This window comes from Lysobacter enzymogenes (assembly GCF_017168095.1).
In the GTDB taxonomy this organism is placed as follows: Bacteria; Pseudomonadota; Gammaproteobacteria; order Xanthomonadales; family Xanthomonadaceae; genus Lysobacter; species Lysobacter enzymogenes_D.
The window spans coordinates 3,397-18,798 of the sequence record NZ_LXSD01000397.1 but is presented as its reverse complement, the minus strand read 5'-3'; the positions used below and the strand labels follow the sequence as shown (position 1 = coordinate 18,798).

Here is a 15,402-nt window from a genome sequence, read left to right as displayed (position 1 = left end):
CAGGCCATCCATGGCCTGGGTGGCGCACGGCGCGCTTCCTGCGCGCCGCCCTTCGGGTCTCTGGTTGCCTGTGGCGAGTTCGGGGCGGCGGGGGGAGCTGAAAGCAAAAGCAAGCAGCACCAATCGGCGGCGGGCGGCCGGCTCGGTTCCGCTGCGACCGCTCGTCGGCCCGCGCCGGAATATTTTACCAACTGGTTGACAGTTGCCGTGGACAGGTGGATATTCAACTTCATGGTTGACTATCACTCCGAACGCCTCGACGCCCTGTTCCAGGCCCTCGCCGACCCTACCCGCCGCGCGATGCTGCGCCGGCTCGCCGAAGGCGAGCGCAATGTCGGCGAGCTGGCCGGGCCGTTCGACATGACCCTGGCCGCCGCGTCCAAGCACATCAAGGCGCTCGAACGCGCCGGGCTGGTCCGGCGCGAGGTGCGCGGGCGCATCCACGTCTGCCGGCTCGACGCCGAGCCGCTGCAGGGCGGTTTCGAATGGCTGCGCCATTACGAGCGCTTCTGGAACCAGCGCCTCGACGATCTCGAAGCGCTGCTGCGCGCCGAAGACCAAGCCGCCCCCGCCCCGCCGGCGGATGCCGCGTCCGGACCGGCGCCATCGCCCGCCTCCCTACCCCAGCGGCGCAAGCCGCGCCCCTGACCCGCCCGCCTCCCTGGAGATCGCCATGAACCTGTCCGTCAACGACGCCTACGGCGTCCTCACCGCTCCCGACTCGGTGCGCATCGAGCGCGTCCTGCCCGGCCCGATCGAACGCGTGTGGTCCTACCTCACCGAATCCGACAAGCGCCGCCGCTGGCTCGCCGCCGGCGACATGGACCTGCGCGTCGGCGGCGCGGTCGAACTCAACTTCGACAACGCCCGCCTCACCCGCAACGACGATCCGCCGCCGGCCAAGTACGCCGCCGACTGCGTCAACACCCTGCGCGGCCGGATCACCGCGATCGAACCGCCGCACCGGCTCAGCTACACCTGGAACGAGGAATCCGGCAGCAAGTCGGAAGTGACCTTCTTGTTGAGCGAGCAAGGCGATCAGGTGCAGTTGGTGGTCGAACACCGCCATCTGTCCAACCGCAGCGGCCTGGTCAGCGTCTCCGGCGGCTGGCATGCGCACCTGGGCCTGCTGATCGACGTGCTGTCGCAGCGCGAGCCGGAAGGATTCTGGCGCACCCACGGCCGCCTCGATGCCGAGTACGAACGGCGCATCCCGCAGGCCTGAGCGGCTCGGGCTAAGCTGTGCGTCCCATCGCACAGCGTTCCGAGGTCGTCCGTGGCAGCAGCGTCGCGTTCCATCGTTTCCACCGCCCTGCGCGCGCCGGCGCTGGCCGCGTTGCTGGCCGGCGCCGCGCTGGCGCTGGCCGGCTGCCAGCGCCCGTCCGCGCAGCAAGAGCAAGCGGCGGCGGCGCCGAAGGCCATGCACGGCCGCATCGACCGGTTCCAGGCCATCGACGAGCGCGTCGGCACCGGCGCGGTCGCCCAGTCCGGGCAGGAAGTGATCGTGCAGTACACCGGCTGGTTCTACGACGACACCGCGGCCAACAAGCGCGGCAGCAAGTTCGACAGCTCCTACGACCGCAACGGCCGGCCCTTCAGCTTCCTGCTCGGCGCCGGCCGGGTGATCCGCGGCTGGGACGACGGCGTCGCCGGCATGCGCGTGGGCGGCAAGCGGGTGCTGATGATTCCCTCCGACCTGGCCTACGGCAAGGACGGCGCCGGCGGCGGCGCGATTCCGCCGGACGCTTCGCTGGTGTTCGAAGTGGAACTGATCGGCGTCGAGGCGCGCTGAGCGCGCTTCGCAGCGCGACGCGGCGCAGGCCGCCGCGGTTTGGCTCAAGCACAAACGAAGACGGCGCGCGGATCCCGCGCGCCGTCTTCGTTTTCGGCTCCGCGCGCTGCGGCTCAAGCCAGCGAACGCAGCGCCTGCGCGGCCAGTTCGAACGAACGCAGCCGCGCGCCGTGTTCGAAGATGTTGGCCGTCACCATCAACTCGTCCGGCCGGTGCCGCTCCACGAACGCGGCGATGCCGGCGGCGACCTCGCCCGGGTCGCCGACCACCGCGCAGGCCAGCGCCTGGGCCACGCCGGCTTTCTCCAGCGGCGTCCAGAACGCTTCGATGTCGTCGATCGGCGGCGGGATCAGCCCCGGCCGGCCGCGGCGCAGATTGACGAAGGCCTGCTGCTGGGTGGTGAACAAGCGCCGCGCCTCGCCCGAGGACGGCGCCGCGACCACGTTCAAGGCCAGCATCGCGTGCGGCGCCTGCAAGCGCGCGGACGGCTGGAAATCGCGCCGGTACAGGCTCAGCGCCTGGTCCATCGCATCGGGCGCGAAGTGCGAGGCGAACGCGAACGGCAGGCCGAGCTGCGCGGCCAGGCGCGCGCTGAACAGACTCGAGCCGAGCAGCCATACCGGCACCTCGAGGCCCGCGCCGGGCACCGCGCGCACCGCCTGCTGCGGCTGCGCCGGTTCGAAGTAATGCAGCAGTTCGGCCACGTCCTGCGGGAAGCTGTCGGCGCCGTCGTAGTAGCGGCGCAATGCGCGCGCGGTGGCGTGGTCGGTGCCGGGCGCGCGGCCCAGGCCCAGGTCGATGCGGCCGGGATACAGCGAGGCCAGGGTGCCGAACTGTTCGGCCACCTGCAGCGGCGCGTGGTTGGGCAGCATGATCCCGCCGGCGCCGACGCGAATGGTCGAGGTGCCGCCGGCGAGGTGGCCGATCAGCACCGCGGTCGCGGCGCTGGCGATGCCGGGCATGTTGTGGTGTTCGGCCAGCCAGTAGCGGGTGTAGCCGAGCGCTTCGGCGTGGCGGGCGAGGTCGAGGCTGTTGGCGAAGGCCTGGCGGGTGTCGCTGCCCTCGGTGACGGGGGCGAGGTCGAGGACGGAGTACGGCAGCATGCGGGGGTCGGCGCTCCGGAGGGGATCGTTACGATCTGGGGCCGGGCGGCGGGGAATCCAGCGCGGGATTGGAGACGGATCGGCGCGAGTGTGTTGCCGGATCGGCCCTCATCCGCCCCCCTGCTTTCGCAGGGGCAGGCTCTTCGGGGCAGCTTCTCCCGCAAGCAGGAGAAGGAACGGCAAGCAGCGATCAGCTCCGAAAGCCCCTCTCCCGCCTGCGGGAGAGGGGTTGGGGTGAGGGCCGCGCCCCTCAAAACAAGTCGAACGCCAACCCTTCGCGCTCGTTGTCCCACACCGTACACACCACCCACCAGCGCCCATGCTCATGGCAGACCTGGATGCTGTTGGCCCCGCGCTTGAGCAACACCGGCGAGCCCGGCGCCGGCCGCGCATCGTACTTGCTCCATACGTGCGCGATCTGGCCGAAGCGCTCGATCCGCTGATCGGTCTCGACCTCGAAGAAATCGGTCCGGGCGAACAAGGGCTCGACATCGGCGATGTACTGCTCCACGTCGAACACCACCGCGCGGGTCGAACCGTCGGCCTCGACCACGGTGCGCAGGCTCAGCGCGCGCGGGTGCATCAGGTAGCGAAAGCGCGCCCAGTCGCGCGCTGCGCCGGCCGGGCCGGAGATGCATTCGTACACCGCCCGCACCAGGCGGCCGATGTCCTGGGTGTCGGCGAGCCAGTGCGCGGGGAGTTCGGTTTGGGAGGGGGCGGGCATGGGCTGGGAGCGGGAGTTAGCGGATAGGAGTTAGGAGTTAGCGACAGCAGAAGAACTGGGAGTTGGCGACAGCGAAGGAACGAAGAGTACGCCGGGCGGTGCTCCGCTTGCGCTGGCTCCTATCCGCTGAGTCCTGCTTTACCAGGGCATCGGCCAGCCGGCCAGCGGCGCGATCAGCCAGTAGAGCCCGCCGAGCACCAGCAGCCACATCGCCGAGCGCAATGCGAACCCGACCAGCTTGAACGCCAGCCACAAGGCCGCGACGACCACCAACAAGGCGACGATGTCCATGCATGCTCCAGCGCAAAACGGCCCCGAGCTTACCGCGCCGGCGACGCGCCCGCCCCTGCCATTGCTCCCGCTCCAACGCATCCGCGCCGCCGCTGCGCTCGCCTACATCGCGGCCAGCGATAAAAAAATCTCGACAAGCCGACGAACGGCAGGAACAATTTCCTAACATTTGGGTCTACTGGCTCCGACACCGCCGCGCCGCGCGCCACCACGCACGGCGCCGCCGCAGTCGGCGCACAACTCATCGGGGACCGGCCGGGTCAAGGAACGCCCGGCCCGGCACTGGCCACCGCACCACGGATCGGAACATCGCAATGCAAACCACGCCTTCGCCGTCGCAACCGGCTCCCACCGCGGAGGCCGGCGCGTCCGGCCGCGCCAACGCCTGGACCCGCGCCACCCAGGCCGTGTTCGGCCAGATGGCGTGGACGCCGCCGCCGTGGTTGGCCGCGCTGATCGCGCGCATCCGCCAACGTCCCGGCCTGTACCTGGGCAGCCTGCTCGGCCTGCTGGTCGCGGCCTGGCTCGCGCACTGGCTGATCACCCGGCCCAAGCCGGTGATCCCCGGCGCGCTCAGCGTCGAGCTGCAGGCGCCCGAGCTCACCGACTACGAGCGCAAGCCGCCGACCGTGCACCGGCTGAGCCTGACCTTCTCCGACTCGGCCGCCCCGCTCAAGCAGATCGGCAACGCGCCGGTCGGGGTGACGCTGTCGCCCGAGCTCAAGGGCGCGTGGACCTGGGAAGACGACAAGACCCTGGTGTTCGTCCCGGCCACCGATTGGCCGGTCAAGACCAAGTACAAGGTCGAGATCGATCCGAACGTCAGCGTCGCGCCGAAGGTGGCGCTGCAGGAACACGAATTCGAATTCGAGACCGCGCCGTTCAAGGCCGAGCTGTCCAACAGCGAGTTCTATCAGGACCCGCAGGATCCGGCGCTCAAGAAGGGCGTGTTCGCGCTGAAGTTCTCCCACCCGGTCGACGAGGCGCAGTTGCAGCGCCGCGTCGCCTTGTCCCTGGTCGACGGCGGCGGCAGCGCCCAGGCCGCGCCCAAGTACACCCTCACCTACGACGACAGCCGGCTCAAGGCCTGGGTCCACTCCGAGCCGCTGAAGCTGCCCGAGAACGGCGGCACCCTGACGCTGGACGTCGCCGCCGGCGTGGTCAGCGCGCTGGGCGGCGAAGGCAGCCCGGACAAGCTCTCGGCGCAGGTCAAGCTGCCGTCGCTGTACAGCGTCAATATCGACGACGTCAGCACCACCCTGGTCGAGAACGAGCGCTTCGAACCCGAACAGGCGCTGGTGCTGAGCTTCAACAACGCCATGCGCGACACCGACGTGGCCGGCGCGACCCGCGCCTGGCTGCTGCCGGCCAAGGATCCGCGCCGCCCGGCCAAGGAACAGAGCGGCAACCGCTCCTGGTCCACCGGCGATGTCGACGAAGCCGTGCTCAAGGCCGCCGCGCCGCTGCCGCTGAGCCCGATCCCGGCCGAGCGCGAATACACCGCGGTGCACAGCTTCAAGTTCCAGGCGCCGCCGGACCGCTATGTCTATGTGCGCGTCAACAAGGGCCTGAAGGCCTTCGGCGGCTTTCTGCTCGGCCGCGACCACGCCGTCGCCCTGCGCGTGCCCGAATACCCCAAGCTGCTGCGCTTCGTCGGCGAAGGCGCGCTGCTGTCGCTGCGCGGCGAGCGCCGGATCAGCGTGGTCTCGCGCAACGTGCCGCGGGCGCGGCTGGAGATCGCGCGGATCCTGCCGGAGCAGATCCAGCACCTGGTGGTCGACAACCGCGGCGGCTACGCCAAGCCGCGCATGTACAACATCGACGCCGACAGCCTGGTCGAACGCGAGGAGCGCCGCCTGACCCTGCCGGCCGAGGATCCGGCCAAGGCCCATTACGAAGGCGTGGACCTGGGCGCCTACCTCAAGCCCAACCGCCGCGGCGTGTTCCTGCTGAGCCTGCGCACGATGAGCGACAGCGACGCCGAGCGCCCGAGCGAGGAAACCCTCGCCGACGACGCCGGCAGCGAGGAGGACAGCCGCCTGGTCGTGCTCACCGACCTGGGCATCGCGGTCAAGCAGGGCCTGGACGGCCGCCGCGACGTGTTCGTGCAGTCGCTGTCCAGCGGCGCGCCGGTGGCCGGCGCGCGGGTGCGCGCGGTGGCGCGCAACGGCGAGACCCTGGTGGAGGCCGACACCGACGCCGGCGGCCGCGCCCAGTTGCCGTCGCTGAAGGGCTTCAAGCGCGAGAAGCAGCCGGCCATGCTGACCGTCAGCCAGGGCGAGGACTATTCGTTCCTGCCGATCGACGACTACCAGCGCAAGCTCGACTACTCGCGCTTCGACATCGGCGGCGAACCCAACGACATCGAAGCCGGCGCGCTCAACGCGTTCCTGTTCTCCGACCGCGGCCTCTACCGTCCCGGCGACACCGTCAACATCGGCATGATCGTGCGCGCCGCCGACTGGAAGCGCCCGCTCGCCGGCCTGCCGCTGGAATGGGAGTTCACCGACCCGCGCGGCAACGTGGCCAAGCGGCAGAAGCTCAAGCTCAGCGAACAGGGTTTCGAAAGCGCCAGCTTCGCGCCCGGCGAGAGCGCGCCCAGCGGCACCTGGCAGGTGCAGCTGTTCCTGCTCGGCCGCGACGACCAGCGCACCAGCATCGGCTCGACCTCGGTGCAGGTGCGCGAGTTCGCGCCGGACACGATGAAGGTGGCGGTCAAGCTGTCGGCCGACAACCCGCGCGGCTGGATCAAGCCCGACCAGCTCGCGGCCGTGGTCAGCGCCGAGAACCTGTTCGGCACCCCGGCGCAGCAGCGCAAGGTCGAAGGCACGATGGTGCTGCGCCCGTACCTGCCGCGCTTCGCCCAGTACCCGGGCTATCAGTTCTCCGACCCGCAGGCCGCGCGCGAAGGCTACGACGAGGCGCTCAGCGACCAGACCACCGACGCCCAGGGCCAGGCCACCTTCAAGCTCGACCTGACCAAGTACGAGCGCGCGACCTACCAGCTCAGCTTCCTGGCGCGCGCGTTCGAGCCCGGCAGCGGCCGCAACGTCGCCGCGCAGACCAGCGCGCTGGTGTCCAACAACGACTTCCTGGTCGGGATCAAGGCCGCCGATTCGCTCGACTACATCCAGCGCGGCGCCAAGCGCTCGCTGCAACTGCTCAGCATCGGCCAGGACGGCGAGCCCAGGCCGGTGCCGGGCCTGCGCGCGGTGGTGGTGGAAAAGCGCTACGTCTCGGTGCTGACCAAGCAGGACTCGGGCCTGTACCGCTACGTCTCGCACGAGCGCCGCTACGACCTGCGCGAGCAGCCGCTGGCCCTGGCCGGCGGCCGCCAGAGCGTGGCCCTGCAGACCGACCAGCCCGGCGACTTCGTGATCGAAGTGCGCGGCAGCGACGGCAAGGTGCTGAACCAGATCGGCTATCGCGTGGCCGGCGCGGCCAACCTGTCGCGCTCGCTGGAGCGCAACGCCGAGCTCGGCCTGACCCTGTCCAAGCCCAGCTACAAGCCCGGCGAGACCATCGAGGTCAGCATCCGCGCGCCCTACCCCGGCGCCGGCCTGATCACGATCGAGCGCGACAAGGTCTACGCCCACGCCTGGTTCCGCGCCGACAGCACCGCCAGCGTGCAGAAGATCGTGCTGCCGGCCGATTTCGAGGGCAACGGCTACGTCAACGTGCAGTTCCTGCGCGATCCGAACTCCGACGAGATCTACATGAGCCCGTTGTCGTTCGGCGTGGCGCCGTTCGCGGTCGACCGCAGCGCGCGCACCCAGCCGCTGAGCGTGTCGCTGCCGAAGGTGACCAAGCCGGGACAGACGGTCAACGCCTCCATCGTCACCGAAGGCAAGGCGCGGGTGGTGCTGTTCGCGGTCGACGAAGGCATCCTGCAGGTCGCGCGCTACCGCGTCGGCGAACCGCTGGATCACTTCTTCCGCAAGAAGATGCTGCAGGTCGACACCGCCCAGATCCTCGACCTGCTGCTGCCGGAGTTCAGCCGCATCGTCGCCGGCGCCGCGCCGGGCGGCGACGGCGAAGGCGGCATGGCCAAGCACCTCAATCCGTTCAAGCGCAAGGCCGAGAAGCCGGCGGTGTGGTGGTCGGGCATCGTCGATGTCGACGGCCGCCGCGAGTTCCCGTTCGCGCTGCCCGACCACTTCAACGGCAAGGTGCGGGTGGTCGCGGTGGCGGTGACGCCGCAGCGCATCGGCATCGTCCAGGACGAGGCGATCATCCGCGGCGACTTCGTGCTGACCCCGACCCTGCCCACGCACGTGGCGCCGGGCGACGAGTTCGACCTGCCGGTCGGCGTGGCCAACACCATCGAAGGCGCCAGGCAGGCGTCGAAGGTGACGGTGAGCCTGCAGTTGCCGCCGGGCCTGAGCCTGGCCGGCGCCGCGCCGGCGCCGGTGTCGATCGCCCCGCGCAGCGAAACAACCGTGCGCTTCCGGGTGCGCGCCGGCAACGCGCTGGGCGCGCTGCCGGTCGCGATCCAGGCGGTGTCGGGCGCGTACAACGCCAAGCGCCGGATCGAACTGTCGCTGCGCCCGGCCATCGTCGCGCGCCAGGACCTGATCGCCGGCCGCGCCGACAAGCGCACGGTGGTGCAGCCGTTGCGCGCGATGTTCGACCAGCAGGCCACGCGCCGGGTCTCGGCCTCGGTGTCGCCGCTGGTCGCGGTGGACGGGCTCAGCGCCTACCTCGCCGATTACCCGTACCAGTGCAGCGAGCAGGTGCTCAGCGGCGCGTTCCCGGCGCTGGTGCTGGGCGCGCATCCGGAACTGGGCAAGGTGGTCGCCCGCGGCCCAGGCGATCCGCGCCAGAACGTGATCGACCTGCTGCGCGCGCGCCAGAACAGCGAAGGCGGCATCGGCCTGTGGACCGCCACGCCCGACGCCGACGACTTCGTCACCGGCTACGCCGCGCTGTACCTGATCGAAGCGCGCGAGCGCGGCCAGGCGGTGCCGGACGATCTGCTCAAGTCGCTCAACGGCTACCTGGAGCAGCATGCCGCCGACCGCTCCGGCAACGACTTGCCGGCGCTGCGCAGCCGCGCGCTCGCCGTGTACCTGCTGGTGCGCCAGGGCCGTACCGCGAGCAACCTGCTGAGCGCGGTGCACGAGCAGATCAAGCGCGACCAGCCCAAGACCTGGGAGAACGACGTCGCCGGCCTGCTGATCGCCTCGAGCTACCAGCTGCTGCAGCAGGACAAGCCGGCGCGCGCGCTGGCCACGGTGGCGCTGCGCCGGGCCAATGCGGCCGCGGCCACGGTGCGCACCGCGTATGCGTCCTACTACGACGGCGGCATCGATCAGGCCTGGACCGTGTACCTGCTCAACCGCCACTTCGGCGCGATCAGCCGCGACCAGCTCAAGCGCACCGCGCTGGAGCGGCTGCTCGATCCGCTGCGCCACGACAGCTACAACACGCTGTCTTCGGCGCTGACCGTGCTGGCCCTGGACGCCTACGCCTCGGCCCAGCCGCAGCAGCCGCTGCCGGTGCTGGAAGCGGCCGGCAAGGACGGCAAGTCGCGCCGGATCGGCGCGGCCGCGGGCGTCATCAGCCGCGGCGACTTCGCCGGCGGCGACCTGCGCCTGTGGGTGGCGCCGGGCGGCGACGCGCCGGCGTGGTACCTGGTCAACCAGAGCGGCTACGACCGCGCCATGCCCAAGGCGGTGCAGGACAAGGGCCTGGAAGTGGTGCGCGACTACCTCGACGACGCCGGCAAGCCGGTGACCTCGATCAAGCAGGGCCAGGAAGTGACCGTGCGCCTGCGGGTGCGCGCGCTCGGCGCGCCGATGCGCGACAACATCGCAGTGGTCGACCTGCTGCCGGGCGGCTTCGAGACGGTGATGCAGTACGCCGCGCCGGCGGCCGCCGCCGAGAGCCAGAGCAGCGAGTCGGAAGACGAGTGCGGCGAAGAGTGCGGCGAGGGCGAGGAAGGCGACGGCGACGGCCAACCCTCGCGCGACGGCCCCGACCCGAACGCCGCGCCGGCGCAGACCCTGGCCCTGCCCGGCTCGACCTTCCAGCCCCAGCACGTCGAACAACGCGAGGACCGGGTGATCCTGTACGGCAGCATCGGCGGCCAGGCCAGCGAGTTCCGCTACAAGGTGCGCGCCAACAACAGCGGCAACTTCGTGGTGCCGCCGGCCTATGCCGAGTCGATGTACGAGCGCTCGGTGTACGCGCAGGGCGGCCCGGCCGGGACGCTGCAGGTGACCGCGCCGACGCCGTGAGCCCGATGCCATGAAGCTGTGGTCGTCCCTGCGCCGGGGACTGAAGCGATGGCGGTGGGCGCTCGCAGCGCTCATCGCCGTCGCCGCGGCGCTGACCGCCGTGCGTCTGTACCCGCGCCCCGGCCTGGCCGACGCGATCCCGCTGTCGACCGTGGTGCGCGACCGCGAGGGCCGGCTGCTGCGGCTGGCCCTGGCCAGCGATCAGCGCTACCGCTTGTGGGTGCCGCTGGAAAGCATCTCGCCGCAACTGGTCGAGTCGGTGATGCTGCAGGAGGACGCCTGGTTCTACCGGCATCCCGGCTTCAACCCGATCAGCCTGGTGCGCGGCGCGTGGTCGACCTACGGCAGCGGCGAGGCGCGCGTGGGCGGTTCGACTTTGACCATGCAGCTGGCGCGGCTGCGCTGGCGCCTGCAGACCCGCGACATCCGCGGCAAGCTGGTGCAGATCGCGCGCGCCGCGCAGCTGGAGCTGTGCTACTCCAAGCGCGAGATCCTCGAGGCCTATCTCAATCTGGCGCCATACGGCGGCAACATCGAAGGCGTCGGCGCGGCCAGCCTGATCTATTTCCGCAAGCCCGCCGGCGAGCTGACCCTGCCCGAATCGCTGGCGCTGGCGGTGCTGCCGCAGGCGCCGTCGCGGCGCGGCAAGCTGTCCGCGCGCGACGACGACGCCTACTACATCGGCGCCGGCCTGGAGGCCGCGCGCGCGCGGCTGTACGCGCGCTGGCGCGAGCGCCACCCGCGCGACGCCGCTCAGGACGCGCTGCTGCGCCTGCCGCTGCGCCTGCACAGCGCGCGCGAGCTGCCGTACCGCGCGCCGCATCTGGTCGACCGGGTGCTGTCCGAACGCGCCTGGCATCCGCAGTCCGGGCCCGAACTGACCACTACCCTGGACCTGCGCCTGCAGCGCCTGCTCGAAGAACGGGTCGGCAACTACCTGCGCCGCGGCCGCGAGCGCGGCCTGCGCAACGCCAGCGCGATGCTGATCGACACCCGCGACATGGGCGTGCGCGCGCTGGTCGGCTCGGCCGATTACTTCGACGCGTCGATCCAGGGCCAGGTCAACGGCAGCGCCGCCAAGCGCTCGCCCGGCTCGACGCTGAAGCCTTTCATCTACGCGCTCGCGCTGGATCAAGGCGTGCTGCATCCGCAGACCGTGCTGCGCGACGTGCCCAGCGCGTTCGGGCCGTACACGCCGGAGAACTTCGACGGCCGCTTCATGGGCCCGGTCACCGCGACCGACGCGCTGGTGCGCAGCCGCAACATCCCCGCGGTCTATGTCGCCTCGCAGCTCAAGCAGCCCAGCTTCTACGATTTCCTGCGCCAGGCCGGGGTCAGCCGCCTGGCCAGCCGCGACCATTACGGCCTCGCCCTGGTGCTCGGCGGCGGCGAAGTGACGATGGAAGAGCTGGCGCGCATGTACGCCATGCTCGGCAACGACGGCCGCCTGCGCGCGCTGCGCTGGCGCGACAGCGACCCGGCCGAGGACGGCGCGCGCCTGCTCAGCGCCGAGGCCGCCTTCATCACCCGCGACATGCTGCGGCAGAACCCGCGCCCCGACGCCGGCTCGCAGTCGTCTTCGCGGCCGCTGCCGGTGGCGTGGAAGACCGGCACCTCGTGGGCGTTCCGCGACGCCTGGAGCGCCGGCCTGGTCGGCCCGTACGTGCTGGTGGTGTGGCTGGGCAACTTCGACGGCTCCAGCAATCCGGCGCTGATCGGGGTGGAAGCAGCCGCGCCGCTGTTCTTCGACATCGTCGACGGCCTGCAGGCCGCGCGCGCGGACCTGGCCGAACCGGTGCGGCAATGGCCGCTCAACCTCAAGCGGGTGGAGGTCTGCCGCGCCAGCGGCGACCTGCCCAACGCCTGGTGCCCGCAGCGCGGCCTGACCTGGTTCATCCCGGGCAAGTCGCCGATCCGGATCAGCACCGTGCACCGCGCGGTGATCGTCGACAGCGCCAGCGGCAAGCCGGTGTGCGGGCGTTTCGATCCGGCGACGATGCGCCAGGAGGTCTACGAATTCTGGCCGTCCGACCTGGCCCAGGTGTTCGCCCAGGCCGGCATCCCGCGCCGCCGCCCGCCGGCCGGCCGCGACTGCGGCGGCGCCCAGGACTGGCTCGGCAGCGCGCCGAGCATCACCTCGCCGTTCCGCGCCACCCGCTACACCATGCGCCTGTCGCATCCCGAGCAGCTGTCGCTGAGCCTGGCCGCGACCGTGGACGCGGACGTGTCGCGGCTGTACTGGTTCGTCGGCAACACCTTCATCGGCAGCGCCGACGCCGGCAAGGCGCTGGCGTGGGCGCCGGACCGCACCGGGCAATTCCGCTTGTCGGTGGTGGACGATCACGGCCGCAGCGACGAGCGCGAGATCGAGGTGGCGGTGGTGCAGTGAGCCGCCATCACTGCTGCCGCTCGCGCCCGCTATCACTGCTGCCGCTCGCACCCGCTATCACTGCTGCCGCCCGCGCCCGCCATCACTGCCGCTGCACCCGTCCGGCATCAGTACCGCCGCTCCCGTCCGCCGTCATTCCGGCGAAAGCCGGAATCCATTTTGTTGCTGCGCTTGCTCCGCGAAACATAGGGCAACGGCAAGATCAAAATGGGTTCCGGCTTTCGCCGGAATGACGGTGCGTGGGTTCCGGCTTTCGCGGGAATGACGGTGCGTGGGCTCCGGCTTTCGCCGGAATGCCGGGAGGCGGCGATCGCCGCGGCCACCCAGCCGGTGTTCATCCCGCTTTCGCCCCGAAGGTTTACGGTGGCCCTACCTTCGCGCGAGATCACACCATGCTCCGTCCGATCATCGCTTGCTTCGCGCTCGCGGCTCTGGCCGGCGCTGCGGGCGCCGCCACGCCGCAACCGCCCGCGTCGTCCGCGGCACAGGCGCCGTCCGCAAGCCCGGCGCAGGCGCAGGACGCCGCCTTCGATCATCTGCGCGGCTGCTGGATCCGCCGCGAGGAACCCGACGGCCGCGCCACCGCGTTGTTGCGATTGCTGCCCCCGCCCGAGCACCCCGGCTGGCTCAACGGCCAGATCTCCCGCCCCGAAAGCGACGACCCGGACCGCCGGCTGCAGCTATGGTTCTCGCGCGACGGCCGCACCGCCGTGCTCGCCAGCCAGCCGCTGGCCGACCCGACCCGCGCGCCGGCCGGCGGCAAGCCCGAGACGCAGATCCGCCCCCTGGCGAAAACCTACCCGCCCGGCCGCGCCCCGGGCTCGTCGCAATCGCTGGTGTTGATGCCGCAACCGCGGGTCGAGTTCGTGCGCGTGCCGACGGTGACCGCGCCGGCCGCGGACTGGCCGGCCGATGCGTTCAACGCCGACTACGTCGCCGGCGCCGCGGCCACCGGCACCCGCCGGCTGCGCGTGCAGGCCTCGGCCGAACGGCTGAGCCTGACCTTGCTCGCGGGCAGCGGGCAGCCGCGCGACCTGACCCTGTTCGACGGCCGCCGCGACGGGTGCGATTGAAGACGGGCGCGATTGAAGGCGGGTGCGACCTAAGACGGGAGCGATTGAAGACGGGCGCGACTGAAGACGGGTGCGATCGAAGCGGCGCGAACGAACGCCGTCGAACCGCAGCGCCCGGACGGACCTTCCGCACCGCAGACGATCCGGCCGCACCCGCCGCGCTCACCCGCCCGCCGCGCTCACCCGCCACACCGTATTGCCGACATCGTCGCTGACCAACAGCGCGCCGCGCGCATCGATGCGCACGTCGACCGGCCGGCCCTGCGCCTGTTCGCGCGCATCCAGGAACCCGGTCAGCACATCCTGCGGCGCGCCCGCCGGCTTGCCGCCCGCGAACGGCACGAAGATCACCTTGTAGCCGCTCTTGGGCTTGCGGTTCCATGAGCCGTGCTGGCCGACGAACAGGCCTTGCGCGTACTGCGCCGGCAGCTTCGCGCCCTGGGCGAAGGCGATGCCGAGCGAGGCGGTGTGCGGGCCGAGCGCGTAGTCCGGCGCGCGCGCCTTGGCCACCAGATCCGGCCGCGGCGGCCGCACGCGCTCGTCCACGTGCTGGCCGTAATAGCTGTACGGCCAGCCGTAGAACGCGCCGTCCTCGACCGAGGTGATGTAGTCCGGCACCAGGTCGCTGCCGATTTCGTCGCGTTCGTTGACCGCAGTCCACAGCCGGCCGGTCGCCGGTTCCCAGGCCAGGCCGTTGGGATTGCGCAGGCCGGTGGCGAACAGGCGCTTCTCGCCGCTGGCCGGGTCGAGCTGCCAGATCGCCGCGCGGCCTTCCTCGGCGGCCATGCCGTTCTCGCCGACGTTGCTGTTGGAGCCGACGGTGACGTAGAGCTTGCTGCCGCTCGCATCGGCGATGAGGTTCTTGGTCCAGTGGTGATTGATGCCGGCCGGCAGGTCGGTCACCTTCTCGCCAGCGACGGCGATCGCGGTTTCGCCGGGGCGATACGCAAAGCGCCACACCGCGTCGGCATTGGCGACGTACAGGCGGTCGCCGATCAGCGCCATGCCGAACGGCGAATGCAGGCCTTGCAGGAAGACCGTGCGGGTCTCGGCGACGCCGTCGCCGTCGGCGTCGCGCAGCAGGCTGATGCGGTCGGCGCTGGGCACCGTCGCGCCGGCCTTCTTCATGAAGCGCGCGGCGAACCAGGCCTTGAGCCCGGACGGCTTGTGCTCGCTTTGCGGCGCGTTGCTTTCGGCCACCAGCACATCGCCGTTGGGCAGCACGTACAGCCAGCGCGGGTGGTCCAGGCCCTGGGCGAAGGCGTTGACCGTCAGGCCCGGCGCGGGCGTGGGCTTGGCGCCGGCGGGCCAGCCGACGGCGGTGGCGACGTCGACGGTGGGGATCAGCGTCGGATTGGGCGCCGGCAGCTGCGGCGACGGGCCGGTGCCGTCGGCGACCTGCAGCCTGGCGTGCTCGCCGCAGGCGGCCAAGGCCAGGGCCAGCGGCGCGAGCGCGATCCAGCGCAGGCGTTCGGAACGGGGCGCAGCGCTCATGTCGGGGGCTCGTCGATAGGGCTTCGGGAGGATGCCGGTGCGGCGATTAAGCACGCGAGAAGGCACGCGCGGGGGGATGTTGTCGCGGCGGTAACGTGGCGGTCGCAGTCGTAATGCGATTGGCGTCGCGCATGTGCAGGGCGAGCGGTATGCGGGTGGGACCGCGAGCGCTGGGGTTTTGTCGCGATGAAGCCCTGGATCCCCGCCTTCGCGGGGATGACGGCAGGTTGGGGTGCGGCGGCGTGGAAGATTGCGGCTCGATACGGTGAACCTGGTTCCTCCCTTTGGCGGGAAGGC

General features: G+C 71.2%; 10 protein-coding genes. 6 read left to right on the top strand and 4 right to left on the bottom strand.

Annotated elements, in window-relative coordinates; translation table 11 throughout:
• From A7A76_RS25650 to A7A76_RS16530, 3 genes are all read left to right on the top strand, one after another.
• Window positions 1-648 (top strand): ArsR/SmtB family transcription factor (locus A7A76_RS25650; protein WP_241200995.1); only part of this gene is annotated, 648 nt, incomplete at its 5' end.
• Between the two features lie 25 nt (window positions 649-673).
• On the top strand, window positions 674-1,225 hold the full coding sequence (locus A7A76_RS16535) for an SRPBCC family protein (protein WP_206412223.1): 552 nt from the start codon (window positions 674-676) through the stop codon (window positions 1,223-1,225).
• Between the two features lie 87 nt (window positions 1,226-1,312).
• Window positions 1,313-1,792 (top strand): FKBP-type peptidyl-prolyl cis-trans isomerase, encoded by a 480-nt coding sequence (locus tag A7A76_RS16530; RefSeq protein ID WP_428995178.1) that lies wholly within the window; start codon window positions 1,313-1,315, stop codon window positions 1,790-1,792.
• A 113-nt stretch (window positions 1,793-1,905) separates the two neighbouring features.
• Here the strand turns inward: A7A76_RS16530 and A7A76_RS16525 are convergent, their stop codons facing one another.
• The 3 genes from A7A76_RS16525 to A7A76_RS16515 form a co-directional block, all read right to left on the bottom strand.
• Window positions 1,906-2,895, bottom strand: a complete 990-nt coding sequence (locus tag A7A76_RS16525; protein ID WP_206412222.1) for an LLM class flavin-dependent oxidoreductase — start codon at window positions 2,893-2,895, stop codon at window positions 1,906-1,908.
• A 250-nt stretch (window positions 2,896-3,145) separates the two neighbouring features.
• Complete coding sequence (locus A7A76_RS16520; protein WP_206412221.1) at window positions 3,146-3,619, bottom strand: hypothetical protein; 474 nt, start codon at window positions 3,617-3,619, stop codon at window positions 3,146-3,148.
• A gap of 138 nt (window positions 3,620-3,757) precedes the next feature.
• Window positions 3,758-3,910 carry a hypothetical protein gene (locus tag A7A76_RS16515; protein ID WP_206412220.1) on the bottom strand — a complete coding sequence of 51 codons (153 nt, stop codon included), beginning with the start codon at window positions 3,908-3,910 and terminating at the stop codon, window positions 3,758-3,760.
• 314 nt (window positions 3,911-4,224) lie between these two features.
• On the opposite strand from A7A76_RS16515, the gene A7A76_RS16510 reads away from it, so the two are divergent.
• The 3 genes from A7A76_RS16510 (at window position 4,225) to A7A76_RS16500 (ending at window position 13,611) form a co-directional block, all read left to right on the top strand.
• The gene (locus tag A7A76_RS16510) at window positions 4,225-10,149 is read left to right on the top strand and encodes an alpha-2-macroglobulin (RefSeq protein ID WP_206412219.1); all 5,925 of its coding nucleotides are present in this window, start codon (window positions 4,225-4,227) and stop codon (window positions 10,147-10,149) included.
• 100 nt (window positions 10,150-10,249) lie between these two features.
• A complete protein-coding gene (pbpC, locus tag A7A76_RS16505) occupies window positions 10,250-12,538 on the top strand; it encodes a penicillin-binding protein 1C (protein WP_343225352.1) in 2,289 nt (762 codons plus the stop codon).
• Window positions 12,539-12,930: 392 nt separating this feature from the next.
• A complete protein-coding gene (locus tag A7A76_RS16500) occupies window positions 12,931-13,611 on the top strand; it encodes a hypothetical protein (RefSeq protein WP_206412217.1) in 681 nt (226 codons plus the stop codon).
• A gap of 162 nt (window positions 13,612-13,773) precedes the next feature.
• Here A7A76_RS16500 and A7A76_RS16495 read toward each other — a convergent pair whose 3' ends face one another.
• On the bottom strand, window positions 13,774-15,105 hold the full coding sequence (locus A7A76_RS16495; protein WP_206412216.1) for a PQQ-dependent sugar dehydrogenase: 1,332 nt from the start codon (window positions 15,103-15,105) through the stop codon (window positions 13,774-13,776).
• Between the last annotated feature and the right edge of the window lie 297 nt (window positions 15,106-15,402).

Bases quoted from the DNA above. Each gene is read 5' to 3' on its own strand.
- A7A76_RS16495 (WP_206412216.1), bottom strand. From the start codon at position 15,105: ATGAGCGCTGCGCCCCGTTCCGAACGCCTGCGCTGGATCGCGCTCGCG.
- A7A76_RS16510 (WP_206412219.1), top strand. From the start codon at position 4,225: ATGCAAACCACGCCTTCGCCGTCGCAACCGGCTCCCACCGCGGAGGCC.
- A7A76_RS16535 (WP_206412223.1), top strand. From the start codon at position 674: ATGAACCTGTCCGTCAACGACGCCTACGGCGTCCTCACCGCTCCCGAC.
- A7A76_RS16525 (WP_206412222.1), bottom strand. From the start codon at position 2,895: ATGCTGCCGTACTCCGTCCTCGACCTCGCCCCCGTCACCGAGGGCAGC.
- A7A76_RS16520 (WP_206412221.1), bottom strand. From the start codon at position 3,619: ATGCCCGCCCCCTCCCAAACCGAACTCCCCGCGCACTGGCTCGCCGAC.
- A7A76_RS16500 (WP_206412217.1), top strand. From the start codon at position 12,931: ATGCTCCGTCCGATCATCGCTTGCTTCGCGCTCGCGGCTCTGGCCGGC.
- A7A76_RS16515 (WP_206412220.1), bottom strand. From the start codon at position 3,910: ATGGACATCGTCGCCTTGTTGGTGGTCGTCGCGGCCTTGTGGCTGGCG.